Below are 22,750 nucleotides of genomic sequence, written 5' to 3'. Positions count from 1 at the left end.
TTATTTCCTTCCGTTTACATTGGGGTTTACCCAATCATCTACCTTATCATACAGCAACTGGTACAGACTACGGCTGGTTACCGTAAACCTCGCCGTAAAATTCATTCCCTTCTTTAAAAAACCTTTATACCCATTTTTTAAGGTCAGATGATCCTGATCCAGGATACATTTCACTTTAAATACCGATTGATTGCCATTAAGGATCACAATATCATCAGAGATATCCACGACCCTTCCTGCCGCAGAACCCCATTGGTTATAATTGTAAGCATCAATCTGGAACCTCACTTCCTGACCTTTTTTAATCAGCCCTATATCCGAAGGTTTGATATAACAGTAAGCCATTACACTGGCATCAGGAGATACTTCTCCGATCTTTTGATTGGCAAACACATAGGCTCCGTTTTGCAAGCCCTGCAGGTTTTGCACAGATCCGGTTACCGGTGCCCGAAGTACATATTGTTTTTTCTGTTCGCTCAGTTCCGCTTCCTGACCAGACAGCTGACGAAGTTCGTTTCTAAATCCGTTGGCTTCCGTTTGCCACTGCGTTCTGTATTTTGTGCGGACCATGAGATAGGCGGATTCTGCCTGTTCCATTTCGAACTTATATTTTTCATATTCAGCTACCGTGAGCACCTTATTCTGGTAAAGCTTATTGTAGCGGGCAAAAGTACTCTCCGCTTGTCTTTTAGTCACATCTGCATTTTCCAACTCTTGTGCAAATTGTTGCCAGGAAGCACTGTATTGCCCGGTCTGCAGGCTTGGTGGATTGAATTTACTTTGTTTTTTGTAGTTCAGCAGGATATTGATATCCTGTATAAACTGATGGAGTTGGCCGGCCCTGTTTTGCACCAGTACAGTTTGTTGTTTGGGCAAACCCGCATCAATGACCAGGAGTGTATCCCCCTGGTTAAGCTTTTTATTGTCTGCCAGCCTGTATTGGATCAGCCGGCCATTAACAGGTATCAGAAGTTCTGTTTTTTCCAGAGAGGATTGTAATACACCATTGCCTTTTACACTGATTGGCGTTTTAATAAAGGGCAATGCTGCAAAAGTCCCCAGGACAACCAGGACGGTAACCTGATAAATAAGTTGGCTGGACCTGCTGATCTGCGAACGGTAAACAATGGAAGTTGAGGATATTGTTTCCGCAGAGTGTGAAGATAGCGCCATAGTCGTATATTAAAATAACCCTTGTTCCTGATTCGGAACAAGGGTTATCATTCGGTTTTTCTTACAAACCCCAAACAAATTTTGCAACATTAACTAATGTTTTGTTCAAGAATGTAGATAAGTCAGCAGTAACAGCATTTACTGTTCCAGCAACAGAACTTAAAAGACCATCAAGGATGCCGCCTAAAAGACCACCACCATTAACTTTTGTCATTTCAGCTGTGTTCATTTCCTGAACACCAAGATTTTTTAATTCTAAATTTTTCATCGGATTCTAATTTTGTTTTAAACGGTCATGAAGCGATCATGTGCTACCAACAATTTATTCCAATTGGCTTCCACAGTGTTGCACATGATGGTTTCATAATAGGGATTTTTAAAAATTTAAGTTCCTTACTCTTTTAAAGGCTTTTCAGGTTAACGCCCAGGTTGGCCAAACGCTAAGCGAATATAATGTAGAATGCCTAAAGACAGAAAAAGCAAGCCCTGGCAAGGGTTTACATGAGTCAGCGCAAAAAACTATAAAAGCGGTTTTTTGGGGTTAAAACGGCTATTTTAAACCTCAGGCACCGCCTTTATTCAGTTTATTCATTTTGACGCAGACAGGGAATAGTCTAATTATTAATGTTTGAAATTTGTAAGTATTCCTTTGAATGTTTTAACTGCCAATTAACTTGCAAGCTTTACATTTGTTAGGTACAATAACAAAGATCTTAACCATGATACAAGCAAAAGGATATGCTGCACAAGATGCACAAACAGATTTAGCACCCTGGAATTTTGAACGCCGGGAGGTAGGACCTCATGATGTCCAGATTGAAATATTATACTGTGGTGTTTGCCACTCAGATCTCCACCAGATTAAGAACGATTGGTTTCCAGGCCTGTTTCCAATGGTACCTGGCCATGAAATCGTTGGCCGGATCGTTAAAGTAGGTGATCATGTTAAAAAATTCAAAGAAGGTGCGCTTGCAGGTGTGGGCTGTATGGTGGATTCCTGCCAGGTTTGCGAAAACTGTAAGGACGGACTGGAACAATACTGTCTGGAAGGCAGCACCCAAACCTATAACAACAAAGACAGATCTGGTGTACCTACCTATGGTGGTTATTCCAATTCCATCGTCGTTCGCGAAGAATTTGTATTACAGGTTTCAGAAAAATTATCCCTGGCCGCTACTGCACCATTGCTTTGCGCAGGAATTACCACCTATTCTCCCCTGCGTCACTGGAAAGTTGGGAAAGGCCATAAGCTGGCTGTGTTAGGCCTGGGCGGTTTAGGACATATGGGCGTTAAATTTGGGGTTGCATTTGGTGCCGAAGTTACTGTACTCAGTACTTCCCCATCCAAAGAGGAGGCAGCCAAAGCCCTTGGTGCGCATCACTTTGTCGTGACCTCAGATCCCGCACAACTGGAAGCCGTAAAAGGTTCATTTGATTTTATCCTGGATACCGTATCAGCTGTACATGATATGGACCTTTATCTTTCCCTGTTAAAGACCAATGGAACACATATCTGTGTTGGCGTTCCCTCCGAAGCTTATGCCATCCAACCCTTCTCCCTGTTAGGCGGCCGTAAAAGCGTAGCCGGATCAGGAATCGGAGGTATTGCCGAAACTCAGGAAATGCTTGATTTCTGTGCAGAACACGATATTGTTTCCGACATAGAGTTGATTGACATCAAAGACATTTCCAATGCTTACGAAAGAATGCTGAAAGGTGATGTACGTTACCGGTTCGTAATTGACATGGCTACACTTTAATCAGACAGCTGATCCTCAGTAAATAAATTAACAGCAGCTTTATCGGAAAACTCCCTTTGTTAAGCTGCTGTTAATTTATACACATACTCCCTGTTTCTTATTAAAAAGATAACATTATCCAACACAGGAGTTAAAACAAATTGTTTTGTTTTGCCACAAAGACGGATAATCATTTTAATATGAATAAGACAGATATCAAGATCAGTTCAGACCTTCAAAAATTCATCCATAAGTTCGAGCCTAGTAAATTTAAACTATTGGCCAAAGGAATTGAAATCAGAGGCATCAATGACCTCCACAGGAACATCAGTCAGGCAAAAGCACTCATCGAAAGTATGAAGCTAAATCTAACGGTATCCCACAATGCCGAGATGGTTTCCTACGGTGGGTTCGAGGTCAATAATATTTAGTGATAAATATTACCGGCTATCCAGACTCCTGATAAAATCGATCAATTCGGTTTTTTCTTTTTTGCTCAGGTGCAATGGTCCGGCATCCAGGGTCTGGTTAGGGACTTTAATTCCGGCTCCTGTACCACCACCTTTATCATAGAAATCCACCACTTCTTCCATGGTACGGAATACACCGTTATGCATATATGGCGCCGTCCTGGCAGCGTTGCGCACCGTCGTGGTCTTAAAGGCGTATTTATTGAAATCTTCTGGCTGGATACCATAGAGGCCCGGGTCAGCATCAATATGCTTAGCCTTTCTCTTTTGAGGAACGCCGATCACTTCTGCTTCCATCTGCATGTAGCGCGGTGGCAAAGAACCATTGAACAGCGGCAGGTAATGGCAGGTCCCACAGCGCGCCTTGCCCATAAAAAGATTAAAACCTGCCAGTTCGCTTTTTTTCATGGCCTGTTGATCTCCCTGCATATACGCATCAAAACGACTGTTCAGCGCAGTCAAACTTCGCACATAAGCGGCCAGTGCATTCATGACTTCAAAAGTATCAATGGCCATGCGGCCCTTTTGTGGATAGGCAAGGCTGAACAGCTTCCGGTAGTCTTCGTCCTGCCATAGTTTACTGGCCGAGACCTGTACATCACCATGCATTTCATCCGGATTTTGTACCACTTCCCGCGCCTGATCTTCCAGCGAAGGTGCACGCATGTCATAAAATTGCCCCGGTTGTAAAGCTGCATTGATCAATGTCGGGGTATTCCGGGCGATTCTTTTTTGACCGGTAATATCCAGGTTTTTGACCAGACCATCTGTAAAAGCCAGTTCAGGCTTATGGCAGGAAGCACAGCTGCGCTTGCCATTACCTGAAAGGACGGGATCAAAGAATAATTTCTTCCCTAAAACAATCTTTTCGGCCGTTACGGAATCTCCGGGTTCGACAGTATAAGCATTATGGTTAAAGGCGTTTGTATCGAATAAGGTTTCAGCATCCTGGTTGAGCAGGCGGTTATAGCGAACATCCGGTAATTTTAACCGGGTTTTTAATCGCTGCAGTGCCCTGCTCAGCGGGTTGGCATAACGAATCATAAAAGCGGCCCGGTCAAAACGATCAAAGCTTACCGGGCCTTGCAGATAACGGATGGCCGGGTCAAATTCCGGTATATCATCATAATAAGCCGTCACTGCCTGCAAACTCTGCATAGCTGCAGCCGACTCGGCAAAGCAATTTTTAGACAAAGGATCGTCAAAATCATTAAGACCAAGTGTCTCCACCCGGAAAACTTCCAGCTTTAAGGCATCAAGAATCTGCCAGTCCTGCAGATCTGCCCGCTGAAAGTATTCCCTGAATTCCGCTGCATGGATTGCCAGACGATCCAATAAACCTTTCAGTTCCTTCTTGTTGTTTAAAGAAAGCTCAGGAAAGAGCTGTTGTTCAATAACTTGTAGCCCGTCAGGCTGGACCACCAATCCGCTGAGTTCTGTTTCCGGCACCGGCGGGCCGTTCACCTGCCTTGCAGTAAGTGGGTCGAAGTATTCCGTGGCCCACTCCAACCGCTTATAAGCCAAACGCACTTCGCGAAAACGCTTTTGCAGCAGCTGGCCATGTGCAACATCCATTTTTGTAGCCTGCAGCAACCGGACCGCAAACACCAGGCTGTCTGCCTGACGGATTAATTGTTGTTTGACCTGACTTACAGGCCTATCCGGCTGTCGAAGAGAGAGCAGGGTAACAGCCGCCATTGCCAGAAAAACCAGAGCAATAACTCTAGAAATCGAAGGCATGGCTTAGCGGGTCGGCATTTTTATCACGGTCATTGAGCGGCTTCAAACCCCATCTTTTTTCAATAAAAGCCAGAATGCTTACTGTTTCATAAATGCTATGGTCCACATAGCCTTTCTTTGCAAAAGGAGAAAAGATCAGGGCCGGTATACGAGTTCCTGGCCCCCATTTGTCAATCACAGGCGGAGCAACGTGGTCCCAGAAACCACCGTTCTCGTCATAGGTCAGAATAATAACCGCGTCCTTACCATTAGGGCCATTCAAGACCGCATTGATCAGTTCCACAGCATGACTTTCCCCACCGGTCACCGTCGATTCACCCGGATGTTCGTTCTCCAGACCAATGGGTTTCACAAAAGAAACGGCTGGCAGTGTACCCTTTTTCGCCGCTTCCAAAAACTCAGTCTCATCCCTCAGATGTTCCTTCCTGCCCGGTGTGCCTGCTGCATAACGGGCGAAATAAGCAAAAGGCTGGTGATGGTAAGTAAATGAGGGGGCTGGTTTACCTGCAATAACATCGTTCCATCCGCCTGAATACCATGCCCAGGAAATTCCCTTGTCAGACAAACGGTCACCTATATTGGGTCCGGTCTGGTTCGGTACCAGAAAAGCCGGGTTACCATTTTTCGGGTACAGGTTGATGGAATTGATGGTGTTCACTGCATAGCCATCAGGCGTTACTGTACCATCTTTGATGAGTTTGCCTTGAGCATCTACCTGCGCCTTGATGCTTGCAGGTGCATTAGGGAACATCGGTGTGGCAGCAGCAACCAGCCACTGATGGTTCAGAAAAGATCCCCCGAAAACGCTGTGGAAGAAATGGTCACACACCGTATATTTCCTCGCAAGATCATATAGTGGCAAATCCTTGGTCCGATAATACCCCATGGCGAAACCCCTGGTAAAGTTATAATGAGCAAACTTATTCATTTTCCCACCATTAATCTGCAATTGCTCCTGGTAAAAACGGTGGGTAACATCAGGACTAACCTGGTCAGCAGCTATATATTGATCGATGTTAAAAAAGGTATTGGGCAGATTGGTTGGAAAAGCACTGCTGCGCGGAATAGGAGGCAGTGAACTATAAGGCTGATTTTCAGCATCCAACTGGATAATATTTTCTTGCTTAGCCTGCGCTAAACCGTCTGCACCAGGAAATTGCCCGTACAGGTTGTCAAAGCTGTGGTTCTCCATGTAGATGACCACAACATGTTTCACTTTATTCAATTGCGCAAACGCAGGTACAGCTGTCAGACCAAAAGCGGTCAATAAAAGAAATGGGGTTTTGAGGATTGCTCTCATAAAATACCGAACAAATTTAAATCTAAGTCAATTATTTATTAGTAATGTATAGTTGCACTAAAATCGTTTTTAGTGCTGCAGACAAAGACATGAGTTCAGGGTGCGCCTGGCTGAAAGCAATGATACAGTCCATACCGAATCAATGGAACAGAATAGATCCTCCCCATTGGATAGAGGGCATTAAACAAGACCTTGACCAGATAGACAGGTGTCTTTTGCGTAAAGACCTTGACAACAGCCACTTCTGCATGTTGTGTATGGTAATCATCCTTTTTTTTGATCAACCGCTGAGACAGGTTCCAGCCCTGAGCAGAATTGGCTTTACCACCAGAAACGCTGGACAACTGATAGGCCAGACAAGGGCGCAACAGGAACATAAACACCCCAAGGGTGAAAATATAAATGCCGATTCTCTTTTTGCAATTCATTAATGACGAGATAAACCTACAGTTTATTGTTAGATTTTCCTAGTCTCTGGTTTATAAAACCCGTTCTGAATGTGGAATTAAAGCTTCATCAATGACGCCTTAATCCGGTAGCATGCGGTTAAAAGTCATTGTTGCAGGCGTAGGTGCATCGGCTGGATAACTTGTGTAGTTTAAAGTCAGCTTGTTTCCATTCAATAGATAGGTGGCATTTTCAAAATAACTACCGCTTACAGCTGTCCTTGAAATAATCTTGTCATTATTTTTTCTTATCACAATTTCCTTAAAATTTGTGATCAGCTTATTTCCCTGCGTACTATATGTACCCTGCACATAGGTGACTTGCTGAGCTGCCTGGTCCCAGGACACAAAATGAATACTGTCCTTTGACAATAACAATCCCCTTGGCATGATCGAGGAAACACCAGGATGTACATCCTCTGTCCAGTTACCAATTAATTCGGGAGTGGGAATCGCGACAGGTTTACCCTTTTTACAGGCAGTTGTTAGTATGGTTAAAAATAATATAAAACTGAACAAACTTTTCCAATGTGTAGTGACTTTCATAAGCGTAATTTTTATACTAAAACGATCCCCAGAAGAAATTCGCTACAGCTGCATAAAAATAATTACTGACACATTTATCCACAGCCAAATTAATGTACTTTACCTATATTTTGGCTGTGGATATTTTTTTATCCACAGCCAAAACTCTATATTTAAAACACATTTTGGCTGCGGATAAAATTATTTTCATCGTTAACCATTATTAAAAAGGAGAAAAATGGAATTGCTTATTGGAAGAATCGCTGAGAAAAAAATACTATCGGAGACACTTGTCTCCCCTTCATCAGAACTTTTAGCGGTCTTTGGCAGGCGAAGGGTTGGAAAGACTTTCCTAATCCGCTCAGTCTTCCAGAAACAGCTTATCTTTGAGCTTTCGGGAGTGCATGATGCGAATGCTGCCGAGCAACTGCTCAATTTCAGCAAGGCCATCGCAGCGGCATCAGGGGCCCAAATACCTCCCGCAGTTCCTAAAAACTGGACGGAAGCCTTCTGGCAACTCAGGGAATTTGCATCCCCCATCATTAAGAAGAGAAAGGCCGTCATCTTCTTTGACGAATTCCCCTGGTTAAGTTCACATAAATCAGGCTTTCTTTCCGCATTTGAATATTTCTGGAACCAATGGGGATCACAACAGCCGAATCTGATCGTTGCGATCTGTGGATCTGCAGCCAGTTGGATGATCAAAAAAGTTGTCAACAGCAAAGGAGGCTTGCACAACCGATTGACGCAGAAAATACGCCTTCTACCTTTCACATTACACGAGACAGAACAGTACCTGAAAAGCAATAATATCCATATTGACCGTTACCAGATGTTGACCATTTTTATGGCAATGGGCGGTGTGCCACACTATCTAAAAGAACTCAAAAAAGGGGAGAGTGCTACTCAGGCAATTGACAGGCTTTGCTTCACTAAGGATGGTCTCCTTTCAACAGAATTCTCAAACCTTTACCGCTCTCTTTTCGAAAACGCAGACCGGCACATTTCCGTAATCAAAGCACTTGCAGACAAGCCATCCGGATTGACAAGAAATGAGATCATTGCCACCTGTAACCTACAAAGTGGAGGAACCACTAGTCTATTACTCGAGGAACTTGTGGAATCTGGCTTCATTATGCCCTACCTGCCTTTCCAGAAAAATGCCAATCAGAGCATCTACAAACTCAGTGACGAATACAGCCTTTTCTACCTCAAATTTATCGAACATTCCAGGGCCACCGGTGCAGGGACATGGATCAAAAAATCATCTGCGTCATCATGGAGGAGTTGGAGCGGTTATGCATTTGAAGGAATCTGCCTGAAACATACAGATAACATTAAGCAGGCGCTGGGCATTTCAGGAGTGTTTACTGAAAATTCAGCCTGGCGGCACGCCCCAAGAACCGGAAATGGTGCACAGATCGATTTGTTACTGGACAGACAGGATAATATCATCAGCATATGTGAAATGAAGTTCTCCAATAGTGAATTCGTAATAGATAAGACTTATGCTGCCGAATTACAGCAGAAACTTGATGTATTCCGCCGGGAGAGCAAGACAAAAAAAACATTGTTTCTCTCCATGATCACCACCTATGGTGTTAAAAATAATGTTTATTCTATCGGCTTGGTACAAAACCAGGTCACCATGGACGATTTGTTCCTGCCCTAATATTTAAAAAGGGCAGGCCACAACAGCCTGCCCATAATTGATGAAGAATCCTTAGCGGGGAAACAACTGTACAAGATCATAAAACTCCAGAAAAAAACTTTTCCCATCGACTGGTTTCCTGTTTAGAAACATGCTCTGTACTTTGCCGGCAGAAGCACCAGCATAAGGTAATTCCATATTAATGGTGCTTTGGTCCCTGTTTTTATTGACATAATACACTTTGGTTTTTGAATCCCTGATCACTACAATCGGGTATATATCTGTACCACTTTGTTGCGGTATAACCTCAGGTATTGGAACTTTAAAGTAAGGTGTCCATTTCCCGGGCTGAACGTTTTCAGCTATTGGGAATGTTGTGGTATTTACCACGATTATGGGGTCGGGCTTAGTACTATCATAATAGTACTCAAGTACATCAATATTGATGTCTACCAGATCAGAACCGCCAGAGGGATCCACATAGAAATTCGCTGTATATTCATCTCCCATTGGGTCAGGGTAGCTATACCCCTGATTAAATTTCAATCCATCGAAATAAAAAGGGGATACAATATTTTGCTCATCGTTAATGTTAAATTTTTGGCGGTAGACCATTTCCCCGGTGCTTTTCTTTCTCAGTTCCATATTGACCTCGTCGGTTACAAAAGCCATTTGATTTTGGAAACCTGTGGTTTTTACCGGCCCGTAGTATTCACGCATTTTAACCCCGTCAAAATACTGTTCAAGCGTATCTCCAAGAACAAAGCCGCTTACGCTAAAGTTTTTATGAATAGCTTTTATAGTTGGCATAATATGCGTCCCGTCCTTCTTACAAGCATTAAACAGTAATATAGGCAGAATAGCTGCCAGACAGAGTGTTTTAATTTTTTTGATCATGATTGATAAATTAAAAATTATAGGAAACAGTGAGACTGAACGTACGGCCGGTATAGCGGGTAAAAGTTTCCCGGTCGCCAACCCGTCTGTTCGTCACCGGATCAACATAGCCCTCTTCAAATTTCTCCGAGAAACCAAATTTATACTTGTATTTATCGTTCCATTCCAGGTTTGATTTACCTTCGTTTCCAGGTTTCAGTTCATACGTTGTTGGATCGTTGATGAAATAACGGAAAGGGGCATCCAGCAGGTTGCTTACATTCAACTTGGTTTCTATCTTACCTTTCAAAAATTTATAGCTGATCTGCGCATCCATTTGTGAACGCGGTCTTTCATATTCAACATAAGCAGGCTCTACCCCGGTAATAAATGTTTTGTACCCGGCATGGTTATAGGTTAGGTTTAATCCCAGTTTTTTCCCGATGTATTGTATTCCTGCATTATACAATAATGGAACCTGTCCATACAACGCACGAGGATATTTCAAGTATTTATAATACATCGTATCAACGCCGGCAGGTGTAGTTTCGTACTGTACCTCGCGTGCCCTCACTTCTGATTTTTGAAGGGTAAGGTTACCACTAATGTACACGTCCCGTAGAAAAGGAAGTCCTTCATACACAAAACCTAAACTTTTGCGAAGCTCAAATTCCCAGCCCCTTACTTTTGCCCAGTCAGAGTTCGCGATGGTGATGTAACCCCTGCCATTATTTTCATTGTCTATCCTGTAATACTCTGCCGGTTTATCAAAATACTTATAAAAATAGGCTACCGACAAGAGTTCGCCAGCGCCCGGAAACAGTTCTATCTTGGCGTCGTAATTATCAATAATGGTACTGCTAACACCATTGCTTCTCACAACCGAGCCATAGTTGGGGTTGTAACGCGAAAATCTTGAGTTTTCCATCAGTCCCGGACGAACGGCCGACTTGGCATAGGATGTACGCAGGTTCAAGTCCTTTAAGGGAGAGTAAGTGATATTTGCCGAAGGCAGAAAATACCAATCCTTGTCTTCTGCAAAAAAGATCTTACTATTTTTGTCCGCCAGTTTACTGGCAGAGTTGGTAATCGTATCCAGCTTGAAATATTCGGCCCTGGCGCCCCAAACCACCCTAAGGCCTGGTAGCAATTTATGATCTAACATTACAAATGCACCTTTATTTATGCTTTTAGCTTCAAATTTATTTGAAGTGTAATCTTGCTTAAAATAAAATAAACTGTTTGCAGTGTTCTCCATGCTCATATAATTGCCCCATTCCTGGATAGGAAGCAGCTCTATAGGAACAGTGCCGTTAGGTCCCATTGCTATAGGAAGCACCTCCCAATCATAAAACGCATGCTTTTTTAGGTAATTAACACCAGTTTTAAAGGTATTACTGGTTTTGCCCAGCTTAAAATCATATGCAGCGCTGATCACAGCATCAAGATTATTTTCTTTGTAGATGTATTTATCACGGTGCAATGGACCAGACCCCGGATCACTTATGCTGCCTGGCTGATAGATGTACAGCACCCTGTTTGCTATTTCCCTGGCGGTCATCGAGGCCGAAACCGCATCCTGCTCTACCGATTTTAAGGAGGTCCTGGCTAAGCCCCATTCCACCCTGATCGAATTAAATTGATGGACACCACTTACTTTATTCTGCAACAGATCAGTAAATTTAGGTCTGTCATCTTCCAATATGCTAGCGTATTTCATATCCCCATCATTTTTCGGACTTTCAAAAGACCAGCCGGTATAGCGGTTAAACCTGTTATCAAATATCCTTGTATATAAATTATAGGTATTGATCTGGTGTTTTTCTGTTTTAAAACCACCATTTAACAATAAGCCTAAAGTGGTATTAAAGCCATATATATTCCCGGTATTTACATCTGTAGGATCATCCCCGCGCGCTGGTTCATGTGACCAGTCGCCCCGGCGCATATTGGAAACGTAGTCATTGGTTTGCGTATTCCGGTAACTCAGCGAGGCCACAAAACCAAGGTTGCGTACTTTAGTACTGTCAAGTGAGTATGTCCTGCCCAAACTCAGCTGGTAATTTTGTGATGGCATAGCTGCAAAACGACGTGCGCCTAACCGCTCCGTTCCGCCAATACGTTTGTTCTGTTCACCAACCTGCGCAGCCTTGATCTCATTCTGGCTGTCTGCTTTGGTTGGATCAAACTTACCGATCAGGTTCAACAGACCATCCGGAAAGTGATTTCTTCCCCCATCATCAAAACCTAAATAATCGTATTTACCACGACCATAGCCCAGAAAGTCTTTCCCTGTGGTGCGGCTGTTAAAAGAGGTACCTGCACTCACGGAAAGGAAGTTACTTTCAGGTACAGATTTGGTGGTGATTTGAACCAAACCTCCAGCGAAGCCATAAGGCATATCTGCGGTGATGGACTTGGCCACTACGATGTTTTCAACCAGGTTGGTCGGGATCAGGTTGAACTCAAAATCACGTTCCTGAACATCTGTACTAGGTAAAGTGCTTCCGTTGAGCAGGGATACATTGTAACGCTCAGCAATGCCACGAATGACTACTTTTTTATTTTCGTTTGTAGATACCCCTGTAATACGTTTCAGGGTTTCACCTACGTGCTTATCCGGCGTTGCACTGATCTGCTCTGCAGAAATCCCGTCCGAAAGGTTGGAGGTGTTTTTTTGCTTCGCATATAAACCGGCTACTGATGCCTTTTTATATCCCGACGTAACAACCACTTCTTTTAACCCCTTTGCGTCTGTTTTCAATACGATATCAAGCGGTGTACTTTTGTCTTCAGTGACTACAACACCGGTAACCCGCTGAGTTTGAAAAGAAACGAAACTAAACTGCAGCGTATAGGTGCCCGGCTGCAGTTTTAAGCTATAGTTGCCATCAACAGAAGTCGTCGTAACGCTACCCGTTTCTATTACACGTACAGATGCGCCTGGTAAAGATTCGCCTCTATCATCTACAATTTTACCAGAGATACGCCCCGGTTTTAAGGGGATCGGTTTGGCATCGATGATCACAAAATCCTGCACCAGCCGATAGTTGAGCTTTGTACCCGAAAGTATTTTGCGAAGCGCATCACCTGCAGAAATACTATTGTTGTTCAAGGTTACTTTCTTTACTTCTTTTTGTAACACCTCATCAAAAAAAGAAATACGTATCCCGCTTTTTCGCTGAAGCAGCAGCAAGCTTTCTTGTAGGCTTGCTTCTTTCAGGGATAGATTTACTTTTATCTGATCCAGATTCTGGCCCTTTGCATTTGCTGCAAGCAACATCCCCGCGAAGATGAACTGTATTGCTGATATGATGAATGAACATCGCATAATAAATAGTATATAGGGACGTAGTTGTACTACATTTTGCATATTTTTGAATGTTAGAGTTGTTTTTAATAAAAATTGCTTTAATCAGGCCGCCGACCTTGTCGGTAGCTTTTCGCCGTTAGCAAAGGGTCGTCGAAAACTATATGCTAATGGAGAAACTTAACAGCCGTTCCCTTTGCGGGGAACGGTTTTTTTCTTACAGGGCTTAAATCATCATCCTCCTTTTTTTGCTACAGTAATTATTTTGCCCTTTATTTTGTAGTTCAGGTGCGTGGTATTACATATGATATCCAAGGCATGGTTTAAAGGGTCTGTGCCTTTAACAATCAGAGAAACATGATAATCTTGGATGCGGCTGTCCGCGAAATTGATCTTCACATTATACCAGCGTTCCAGACTCTCTGCGATATCGCCAAGTGAGGTGGCAACAAAGGTCATTGTTCCGTCTTTCCAGTCCCTTACCTGCTCTGCATCGACCGGATGAATTTCCGTCAACCGGGTACGTGGGTTCCAGTTCACCTCCTGGCCAGGTGTAAGCACGGCAAGTGACTGCACAGCATCTCTTCCTGCTATTTTCTGTGCCACACTTACTTTTCCGGTGGCTACTGATACGGTCAGGTGCTTCCCTTCAAAAGCGCTGATCTTAAAGGAGGTTCCCAATACTTTGGTCTGAACAGAACCGGTATGAATAATGAAAGGGTGCGCAGGGTCTTTGGTGATCTCAAAGAAAGCTTCACCCGCCAAAGAAATTTCCCTGTTTCCTGCGCCGAACTTTTCGGGAAATCTAAGGCGGCTTTCTGCGCCAAGATAAACAACCGAACTATCGGGCAATAGGAGCCTCGACCGCTGGCCTTTGGGATTTATTTTTTCAAGCATCGAGATCGTATCCTTCCTTTTTCGGGACATTCTCTCTGCGTTAAAAAAATATAAGCCTATACTGATTATCAGTACACAGGCGGCAGCATATCTCAGCCAGGAACGGCGCCATAAAGGGGAGGCAGGAGGATCAATATATTTTTCATGGAAACGCTTGTTCCAATACTTACTCAGTTCTTCATCGGGTATATCCGCCTCAAAATTTTCAAAATCCTCTTCCAGCAATTCGTCAAGAGCCTGCAGCCACCGTGGCTGCAGCAAAAGCTCTTTTACCAGACGGGTTTCTTCTGCAGTGCATTTCTTCTGCGTATACCTCAGCAGTAATTCCCTGTCTATTGATTCTTCCATAGCTAAAGCATTTATAAGCGCCTCTGTATAGTATACCGTAAGAAACAGGGAAGTTCCCGGTGCGAAAAATCAATTTTTTACAGTCCACAACATAAACTACTGATTATCAATCAAAATAAATTAAAAATCAAACCGCCGGCCAGAAGATGTCCTGCCAGATAGATGGGTGAGTAAATATTAAAAAGTTAACAAAACGATCAGAAAAAGGGTAATATCGGTATGTTTTCTCAGGTAATTCCTCACAAAGGAAATGGATTCGCTTAAGTAACTGTCCACTGTTTTGACTGAAATGTTCAACTCGCAGGCAATCTCTTTGTAGCTCATGCCTTGTTCCTGCCTCATCTTCAGCACGAGTCTTTTCTGAGGGCTCAAATAATCAAGGCTATTCTGATAAATGTTGCTTAATTCAGCCGACAAAAGCCTATCGTCGGCCTTTACCGGACACTCAGGTTCATCACAGATCTCTTCCATGTCGATAAGGGCGATTCGCTTTTTGCGGTAATTGTCGGAAATGGCCGCTTTCAGGATATGAAAAAGAAAGGGGGAAAGGGAAATCTGCTCCTGTTCTAGTTCTTCCCTTTTTTGCCAAACTTTGAGCATAATGTCCATCACCAGTTCCTCTGCCAGCTCCGGGTCATTGGTGTGCCGAAGCGCAAACTGGTTAAGCTTGTAGAAATGGAGTTTGAATAACTGGTCAAAAGCCTGCTCATCTCCATTTTTCCAACTGGAAATCAACTCATACTCGCTTCTCGGCTTTAACAGCATTTTAACCAATTTTTTCAAGCAAAAATACCCAATAGAGGGATAACAACATGTTAAATATATATTAACAAATGGTTGCTTAACAAAGCACCCGCTCAATTTTTCGAAGGGTTACCCTATCAATGGCAGCGCGTTCAGCAAGCTGAATGACAGTCAATATTATCCATTTACGGAGACATTGCGGCATTGGAAATCGACACGATCAAAAGTATTGGATTTTATAAAAAAAACACATCTCATTCGACAAGAAAAATATTTGTTTAAACTTGTTTTTTCCGTAACTTGTATGTAAACCAAGGTGGTTCATATCCTTTTAGTTAACCTAAATTAACCAATTATGAATCTTAAACTATTACTTATTATTTTCTTGTATGCCTTAAGCACCACGAATGTATTTGCACAAGAAAAAAAGACAATCACTGGTATTGTCAGGGATGCGGCTGGCATCCCATTGCCGGGAGTTAGTATCAATGAAAAAGGAAGTACGACGGCTACTTCAACTGACAACTATGGTAAATTTACCATCCGTGTAAATGCAAATGCTACCCTTAAATTTTCCTTTTTGGGGTTTACTTCGCAAGAAATTGCAATTGGCAACAATGCCACAATCAATGTGAAGCTGCTGGAAGACGCCAAAGCCTTGAATGAGGTAGTCGTCACGGCCTTGGGCATTAAAAAGGAAAAAAGGCAATTAGGATATTCTGTTACAGAAATAAAAGGAGATGTCCTGGCCAAGTCAAATGAAATAAATCCAATTAATTCATTGCAGGGAAGAGTAGCTGGGGTGCAGATTGATCAGGGTGCTGGTGGTCTGTTTGGAAATGCAAAGATTGTGATCCGTGGAAACTCTACGCTTGGCAAAAACAACCAACCCATATTTGTAGTTGATGGAGTAATCATGGACAATGATGTGTTCGAAGGTACAGGCAGAGATTTTGGTAATGACCTTAAAGATTTAAATACAGACAATTTTGAAACGGTATCCATTTTAAAGGGATCTGCCGCTGCAGCCTTATATGGTTCAAGAGCTATAAATGGTGTAGTGCTGATTACGACTAAAAAAGGATCATTAAGGAAAGGTATTGGAATTACCCTCAATCATGCGACCAGCATTTCAAATCCTTATTCAGGACCAGACTTTCAAAATGAATTTGGAGGAGGTTCTGTGGGTGCCTTTTTTACAGATAACAGAGATCCAAACTATCAATCTGATAACTGGACAACAAAAGTTTTCCCCATTAACCCTTCTACCGGACTGCCTTATATAGATAAACAAATCGGGAGAGAGTTGGAAAACTGGGGGCCAAGAATGTTGGGACAGGATGTAACCAATTATGATGGAACGCCAACCAAGTACTTACCACAGCCAAATAATTACCTGGATGCCTTTCAAAATGGTGTAGGTAACAATACAAATGTTGCGCTGGAGGGAGGAACAGAAAACTCCACATTCAGATTAACATACAATCATAATGACGCCAAAGGCGTAACCAGAAACAATGACCTTACAAAAAATGCATTTGATCTGAGGGCTACACATAATTTCAATAAAAAGATAAGTGTAGACGCAAGTATTGCTTACACCAATTTTAATGGAAAAAACCCACCAAGATTGGGTGGACTGGATGCATTTGGTTCTTTTAACCTTGGGCACATGTATACCTGGGTATTACCACGTAATTATGATACAAACTATTGGATACAAAAGGATAAATACACTAGTATTTTAGGTGGTGCACCTGATCCGAATAATGCTAATGAGCCTAATGATGCTCCGGAATCTAGATTCTGGTATGCGCTTTATAATAACAATTACACGCAAAATGAACAATTGTTCAGGGGCCGTGCTGCCGTAACCGCGGTATTAACCGACTGGGCAAAATTAGTACTGGAGGGCAATTTTAATAATATTTACACCAGAACTGAAACTTCAGAACTAGGTTTAGGAATCAACTTTACCGGAGGTTCTTATAGCCTTGGCTTTAGTAATAAGCAAAGTAACACTTTAAAGGCCATGTTAATGATGAACAAAGACATCAGCAAAGACCTTACACTTAATGGCTATATCGGTGGGGAATCACAGCGCAACAGAGTTGATTTTGAAAACAGCTCAACCAGTGGCGGACTACTTTATCCAGGAGGATTCTTCATTTCCAACTCCTTTAATCCACCTACTGTTAATGGTGGTGTTTTAAGTAAAAAGAACTATAATTCGATGTATGCCAGTGCAGATTTAGGATATAAGAATATGTTGTTCCTTCAGGCAACATGGCGTGGCGATTGGTCATCAGCACTGACTTATTCAGATGGAAGTGGAAACAATTTTTATAATTATCCGGCAGCCAGTTTATCCTGGGTATTCTCTGAAACATTCAAGACTCTTCCTTCATGGATCAGCTTTGGAAAACTGAGGACCAATATTTCTGCGCTAGGTAATGATACTGCTCCTTTTACACTAAATTCAGGCTTTTTGATCAATGGATTTACGAATGCAAATGGCGGTACAGTGCCAATCTCTACTTACAACAGCAGCACCGTAAATCAGCTTAACCTTAAGCCTGAAAGAAAAATAGCTAAAGAAATAGGTCTGGAAATGCGCTTCCTGAAAAGCAGATTAGGTTTGGATTTAAGTCTTTATCAAGACAATACTAAAAACCAAATCATCAATATAGGAACACCAGTTGAATCAGGCGTTGGGGCTATTCTGATCAATGCAGGTAATATCCAAAATAAAGGTATTGAACTGGCGATTGATGCAATACCGGTAAAAACAAAAAACTTTACCTGGAATACAGCATTAAACTTCTCCAGAAACAGAAATCTAATTGTTGAACTGTATCCTGGAAGAACAGAACTTAATCTTGGTGCCGATATTGCGGAAATAAGTACCTGGGCGGTTGTTGGTAAAGCTTATGGCACCTTGCGTAGTCAAATTAATTCTACCAAATTCCAGGCGAAAGATGGAAGCGGTAACAACATTGATGATCCAAGGAATGGAAAGCCTATCCTATCATGGCGTAGTGATGCCAGAGCTGCATTCCCGGCCAGAAGTAATCAGTTTCAGGATGTAGGTGATATCAATGCTAAGTTCAGAGCGGGATTTGACAACACTTTCACCTATAAGAGCTTCAGTATTAACTTCTTACTTGATGCTAAAATCGGCGGTGATTTTGTAATGGCATCTTACCGTTTCGGTACGCATACCGGTGCTTTGGCCAATACGCTGGAAGGAAGGGATGCAGCAACTGGTGGCATTACCTGGGTGAGTAAATACAACAACGTAAAGTATGACGACGGAATGATTCCTGATGGGGTTTTCCCGACGGGACAAATGATAACACAGCCAAATGGAAGTCAGGTTAATGTAGGTGGCATGACCTTTCAGGAAGCTTATGACAAAGGATTCGTAGAGCCCACACATGCTCCTCAGTTTTATTATCGTTATGGTTCATCTTCTACCGGCGTTTCAGATTACTGGATTAAGGAAAATTCATACATATCATTACGTCAGGTTGGAGTAACCTACAGCTTCCCTAAGAGTATATATGAAAAAATGAGGCTGAATGGCTTGGCCCTTTCAGTTGTCGGACGTGACTTATGGTATATTTATCATACCCTGCCTTTAAATTTCAATCCGGCATCTAACAATTCAAATAACACCGCCTATTCAGGTGAAAATGGATTTTTGCCAATGGTACGGACTATAACATTCTCAGTGAGGGCATCATTCTAAAAGCATTAATGAGAAAGGTTCATTTAAAAAATTAATTATTTAGATCATGAGAAGATTATTATCAATACATATAAAACTCGCAGCAGTTATAACCTGCCTAGTTTGCGTCTCATCTTGTAAAAAGAACTTTGGAGAGATCAATACAAATCCAAATAGTGTTACGGTACCAGATGTAAAATTTTTATTTAGCTATTCAGAGGACAAATTGGCTACGTACCAGGGTACAGAATGGATATGGGAAAGCATGGAACAGCTTTGGCGTTTTACGCAACACATTACCTCCGATCCTTATGAGATATCCAATAATGTGAATAGCAGATACAATGCTTTTTATGAATCCATATTACCCAACCTTTTCGAAATCAGAAGGCAAATAGATATGAAAGCGGATAAGGGTGCTTATCAGAAAATGGCTGCTGTCACTTATATCGTACAGGTAGTGCAAGGAATTAAGGTAACAGATATGAATGGTTCTATTCCTTATACTGAAGCTTTGAAAGGGAGATATGGTGGTAATTACAGTCCTGTATTTGATAACCAGGAAACCCTTTTCAGTACCTGGCTTAAAGAACTGGATGATGCCATAGCTGTATTGGCAAATAATTCATTACCGGCACAACAAAATTTTGGTACTAATGATATTTATTACAAAGGCGATTGGGCAAAATGGGTAATGCTGGCCAATACCTTAAAGCTGCGCATCGCTGCGAGATTAGAAAATCAAAACCAGGCCAAAACAAAGGAAATTTTTCAACAGGTAATGAGTAACGCAATAGGACCTATTAGCGTTGATAATGCGCAATTGTCTTACTCAAGCGTTGATTATTTCGGTCCGGCCGATATTGACTACAGATCTCCCCGTTACGCCACTACTTCAATTATGAGCTTTTTGAAAGCAGCGAATGACCCCAGATTACCTGTGTATTTTGACAAGAATGATTTGCAGGGAGACTTTAGAACTGTTCTTACTCAAAATGGCGCAACCCTCCCTTCTTTTATTAATATCAATGATCCATTGATTATGTACCAAGGCGGCCCAGCCGACTGGACTCTTAATCCTACATTTGCCGCCTACATAAAAAATCCTTTTCAGGTGGGTAACACTACAACAAAGTATTTTCTGATCTCCCGTATTAACCGAAAATTCTTTGCACCTAGATTTGGTGGAAATACCACCGGTGTATTTACAGATGTAATGGTGAGCAATGCTGAATCTTGCCTACTTGTTGCAGAATTTATTCAGAAGGGCTATGCAGGCAGTGTAAATACAAACGGTACGGCCGAAGACTGGTATAAAAAGGGAATTACCTCTTCTATTAAAACCATGAACAGCATCGCAGTGGCAGCAGTATCAACCCCTGCATATAGCACCGGCGATGGAACAACAGAAATCAATGCCTACCTAGCTAATGCCAAGGTGATGTTTAACGGAACTGGTAACCTGGAAAAGATCTATATACAACAATACCTTAACCTGTTCCGCAACCCTACAGAAGCATTTGTTTTTTGCCGTCGAACTGGATATCCCAAAAATAATTCTACCTATTATCCAAGAGAAGCATTTAACGAAATTATCCCACGCCGTTTCTGGACAAATGATCCAGGCGAAGTGAACAGGGCCAACTGGCAAAAAGCATTACAAGACCAGGGTTTTACACCATTGGCACAAGATGTACCAACTTTAAACAGCCAAAGAATCTGGTATGATAAAAACGCTCCTGTTTTTGGAGGAGGTTTATAATAGGTTAAACACATAAAATACGGTCAGTACATAAAGTAAACGGTCAGGCTCTGGAAACAGGGCCTGACCGTTTACTTTATGATAATATCTGGATTGCAAAGCACGTTGATAGTAAATTTATCCAATTTTGCCATATCGCCACTAAAGAAAAGGGGGCTGCCATCAGGTGGCAAATTGCTTTGCATCCTGTGCCTCATGATTCCACGATCCAGTCATCCCTGCGCAGTTTAATTGGCTCTTGTAAATCTCCCGGATTAATAAATGCCCTGTTGATTCACTGAAATTAATTACATGCCGAGTTGTTTGTATCGTGAGGCCATGATAGAAAGATACCTTTCTTTTACATCATCCGGTAAAAAGGATTTTTCGACCCAGTCCACTGCTGTATTCTGATTTTTCTGCAAGCGGTTATAAGCTCGATCCTTTTGCCGGGTTGTTAATTCCAGGCGCTCAGCAAGCTCGTCAAATTGTGGCCGACCAATCTTCCTTTTTTTAGCTCCCAGCGTAAGCGCTAGCTCCTCATTGTCAGTTGGATTGGCCAGTGATACATTTAATAAATCATATGCCGGAGATAAAATCCAGCCTTGCGATGACAGGATCATTGAAAAATTCTTCAGGTGCATATCACTGTTTCCCGATACAAAACAGAAAAGAGCAAGCTCAAAATAATAAAGTCTGTCCAATTGCGTGTTTACAGAATAATCCCCGATTGCTTTACCCACCTTCTCCATTGAGCTCTTGTATTTGTCGAAGGCTTCTAAGATTTGGAACATATCCAGCATATGGATTTTCCCACCCTCTTTGGTGCGGTCGATCCTTTTGGTGATATAGCCAAGCTCACCTGAACCAAGTCTGATGAGCGATGACATTACAACTGGTATCCCGAAGCCTTCAGCTATCCTCATAGTTACATGTTCATTTTCAGGCATATACGGGTAATGTATGAAAGGTGGTTTGAATATATAGTTCCCACCCATTGCACCCACAACAGTAAGTCTGGGTGCATTTCCCTGATCCAAACTTTGGCTAACCAGCGTCAAGGAAAGTTTGGGCTGAACACCGGGGATAGCAATACTGCGCTCTACGACATCTCTTGCAAGCTTATCCATATCTCCAAGTGAATACTCCATTTTTGGGGGAGTTTTCGTTCCAAAGAATTCCAAACTACATTTCTCATGGTAGTCGACTTCGTCCCTCAGCTCGTTGTAACAATATAAACACTTATGATTCATGATCTTGTTCAACAGGTTCAACACTTACCGCTCCAATACAATTCCCGCAACAGGCGAGTACTAAGCCCATGCGGTCATTGGCATTCAGCTTCCAGTTTTTTGTCGCAATATCTAATAGCCATCCTTCAGGAATTAAACCCTCAAAGAAAGGAAAAAGCCTATTGGCTACATATTTTTCTCTTCTTACTGGTAAAGAAAATGTGATCAGCTGATCAGGGTATGCTGCAATGTAATCTGCATTATATTCGAATTCGTACTCCCCTTCATCCGTTTCAGTTAGCACCCCTGCAAGTATATTGTTATATAATACCAAGCCCTTTCTCATGATGCCTCCGTTTCTATTTCCTTTGTGCTAACCGGAGCGAGTATACTTCCGAACATCAGCAAAACCTGATTTACACTGGCCAGGTTCAACGTTTCCTTTCCCTGCTCAATTTTGCGAATGACTGTAAGCGCGACGCCAGCCCGCTCAGCGAATTCCTCCTGAGTTAATCCGGCAAGCTTTCTCTTTTCTTTTACAAACGACGCCAATCCTTTCATTATATGCATTTACATCTATTTATGTAAAAATAGTGAAATTATATGTAAATAGATATAAAATCATACAGATGAGTAGAATTATATGCATATGAATATAAATTCGACCTTTTTCCTATATTGCGTGAGCTGATATGAGCTAATAAGAACGGATAATGAGCCAATAGACGGGGAATAGAAGACCCATTATCTTCAAATTAATTCGCCCCTTTTCTAGCCCCTTGAAGCAACAAAACTCATTGATATTAGGAACAATGCGATTGATATTGT

General features: G+C 42.2%; 18 protein-coding genes. 5 read left to right on the top strand and 13 right to left on the bottom strand.

The window, feature by feature from the left end:
• Both R2S08_RS23410 and R2S08_RS23405 read right to left on the bottom strand, forming a co-directional pair.
• Entirely contained in the window at positions 1-1,173 is a 1,173-nt protein-coding gene (locus R2S08_RS23410; protein ID WP_316837423.1) for an HlyD family secretion protein, read from the bottom strand.
• A 61-nt stretch (positions 1,174-1,234) separates the two neighbouring features.
• On the bottom strand, positions 1,235-1,441 hold the full coding sequence (locus R2S08_RS23405) for a hypothetical protein (protein ID WP_133783901.1): 207 nt from the start codon (positions 1,439-1,441) through the stop codon (positions 1,235-1,237).
• A 451-nt stretch (positions 1,442-1,892) separates the two neighbouring features.
• Between R2S08_RS23405 and R2S08_RS23400 the strand changes: the two genes are divergently transcribed.
• Positions 1,893-2,933, top strand: coding sequence for an NAD(P)-dependent alcohol dehydrogenase (locus R2S08_RS23400; protein WP_316837422.1), 1,041 nt, complete (start codon positions 1,893-1,895; stop codon positions 2,931-2,933).
• A gap of 179 nt (positions 2,934-3,112) precedes the next feature.
• Positions 3,113-3,343 carry a hypothetical protein gene (locus R2S08_RS23395; protein WP_316837421.1) on the top strand — a complete coding sequence of 77 codons (231 nt, stop codon included), beginning with the start codon at positions 3,113-3,115 and terminating at the stop codon, positions 3,341-3,343.
• 9 nt (positions 3,344-3,352) lie between these two features.
• On the opposite strand, the gene R2S08_RS23390 is transcribed toward R2S08_RS23395, so the two are convergent.
• From R2S08_RS23390 to R2S08_RS23375, 4 genes are all read right to left on the bottom strand, one after another.
• Complete coding sequence (locus R2S08_RS23390; protein ID WP_316837420.1) at positions 3,353-5,122, bottom strand: cytochrome c peroxidase; 1,770 nt, start codon at positions 5,120-5,122, stop codon at positions 3,353-3,355.
• Positions 5,106-6,422 (bottom strand): acid phosphatase, encoded by a 1,317-nt coding sequence (acpA, locus tag R2S08_RS23385; protein ID WP_316837419.1) that lies wholly within the window; start codon positions 6,420-6,422, stop codon positions 5,106-5,108. Before acpA ends, R2S08_RS23390 begins: the two co-directional genes overlap by 17 nt.
• Positions 6,423-6,517: 95 nt before the next feature.
• Positions 6,518-6,850 carry a hypothetical protein gene (locus tag R2S08_RS23380; protein WP_316837418.1) on the bottom strand — a complete coding sequence of 111 codons (333 nt, stop codon included), beginning with the start codon at positions 6,848-6,850 and terminating at the stop codon, positions 6,518-6,520.
• A 99-nt stretch (positions 6,851-6,949) separates the two neighbouring features.
• On the bottom strand, positions 6,950-7,414 hold the full coding sequence (locus R2S08_RS23375; RefSeq protein WP_316837417.1) for a hypothetical protein: 465 nt from the start codon (positions 7,412-7,414) through the stop codon (positions 6,950-6,952).
• Between the two features lie 217 nt (positions 7,415-7,631).
• Here R2S08_RS23375 and R2S08_RS23370 point away from each other — a divergent pair, with 217 nt between their 5' ends.
• A complete protein-coding gene (locus R2S08_RS23370; RefSeq protein ID WP_316837416.1) occupies positions 7,632-9,065 on the top strand; it encodes an AAA family ATPase in 1,434 nt (477 codons plus the stop codon).
• A gap of 51 nt (positions 9,066-9,116) precedes the next feature.
• On the opposite strand, the gene R2S08_RS23365 is transcribed toward R2S08_RS23370, so the two are convergent.
• The 4 genes from R2S08_RS23365 to R2S08_RS23350 all read right to left on the bottom strand — a co-directional run bounded on the left by R2S08_RS23365 (position 9,117) and on the right by R2S08_RS23350 (position 15,240).
• Positions 9,117-9,941 (bottom strand): hypothetical protein, encoded by an 825-nt coding sequence (locus R2S08_RS23365; protein WP_316837415.1) that lies wholly within the window; start codon positions 9,939-9,941, stop codon positions 9,117-9,119.
• Between the two features lie 10 nt (positions 9,942-9,951).
• Entirely contained in the window at positions 9,952-13,251 is a 3,300-nt protein-coding gene (locus R2S08_RS23360; RefSeq protein ID WP_316837414.1) for a TonB-dependent receptor, read from the bottom strand.
• 213 nt (positions 13,252-13,464) lie between these two features.
• Positions 13,465-14,475, bottom strand: a complete 1,011-nt coding sequence (locus tag R2S08_RS23355; RefSeq protein WP_316837413.1) for a FecR family protein — start codon at positions 14,473-14,475, stop codon at positions 13,465-13,467.
• A 177-nt stretch (positions 14,476-14,652) separates the two neighbouring features.
• Positions 14,653-15,240, bottom strand: a complete 588-nt coding sequence (locus R2S08_RS23350; RefSeq protein WP_316837412.1) for an RNA polymerase sigma factor — start codon at positions 15,238-15,240, stop codon at positions 14,653-14,655.
• Positions 15,241-15,574: 334 nt separating this feature from the next.
• Here R2S08_RS23350 and R2S08_RS23345 point away from each other — a divergent pair, with 334 nt between their 5' ends.
• Together R2S08_RS23345 and R2S08_RS23340 are read left to right on the top strand one after the other, a co-directional pair.
• Positions 15,575-18,970, top strand: coding sequence for a SusC/RagA family TonB-linked outer membrane protein (locus tag R2S08_RS23345; protein ID WP_316837411.1), 3,396 nt, complete (start codon positions 15,575-15,577; stop codon positions 18,968-18,970).
• Between the two features lie 46 nt (positions 18,971-19,016).
• On the top strand, positions 19,017-20,711 hold the full coding sequence (locus tag R2S08_RS23340; RefSeq protein ID WP_316837410.1) for a SusD/RagB family nutrient-binding outer membrane lipoprotein: 1,695 nt from the start codon (positions 19,017-19,019) through the stop codon (positions 20,709-20,711).
• Between the two features lie 287 nt (positions 20,712-20,998).
• Here R2S08_RS23340 and R2S08_RS23335 read toward each other — a convergent pair whose 3' ends face one another.
• The 3 genes from R2S08_RS23335 to R2S08_RS23325 all read right to left on the bottom strand — a co-directional run bounded on the left by R2S08_RS23335 (position 20,999) and on the right by R2S08_RS23325 (position 22,492).
• The gene (locus tag R2S08_RS23335; protein ID WP_316837409.1) at positions 20,999-21,841 is read right to left on the bottom strand and encodes a HipA domain-containing protein; all 843 of its coding nucleotides are present in this window, start codon (positions 21,839-21,841) and stop codon (positions 20,999-21,001) included.
• A 91-nt stretch (positions 21,842-21,932) separates the two neighbouring features.
• Complete coding sequence (locus tag R2S08_RS23330) at positions 21,933-22,268, bottom strand: HipA N-terminal domain-containing protein (protein WP_316837408.1); 336 nt, start codon at positions 22,266-22,268, stop codon at positions 21,933-21,935.
• Positions 22,265-22,492, bottom strand: a complete 228-nt coding sequence (locus R2S08_RS23325) for a helix-turn-helix domain-containing protein (RefSeq protein WP_316837407.1) — start codon at positions 22,490-22,492, stop codon at positions 22,265-22,267. Before R2S08_RS23325 ends, R2S08_RS23330 begins: the two co-directional genes overlap by 4 nt.
• Positions 22,493-22,750 lie beyond the last annotated feature (258 nt).

The sequence above is a fragment of the Pedobacter nutrimenti genome (assembly GCF_032678445.1).
Taxonomy (GTDB): Bacteria; Bacteroidota; Bacteroidia; order Sphingobacteriales; family Sphingobacteriaceae; genus Pedobacter; species Pedobacter nutrimenti_A.
Note: the sequence above shows the minus strand (reverse complement) of the source record. Positions and strands in the feature narration are given on the sequence as shown.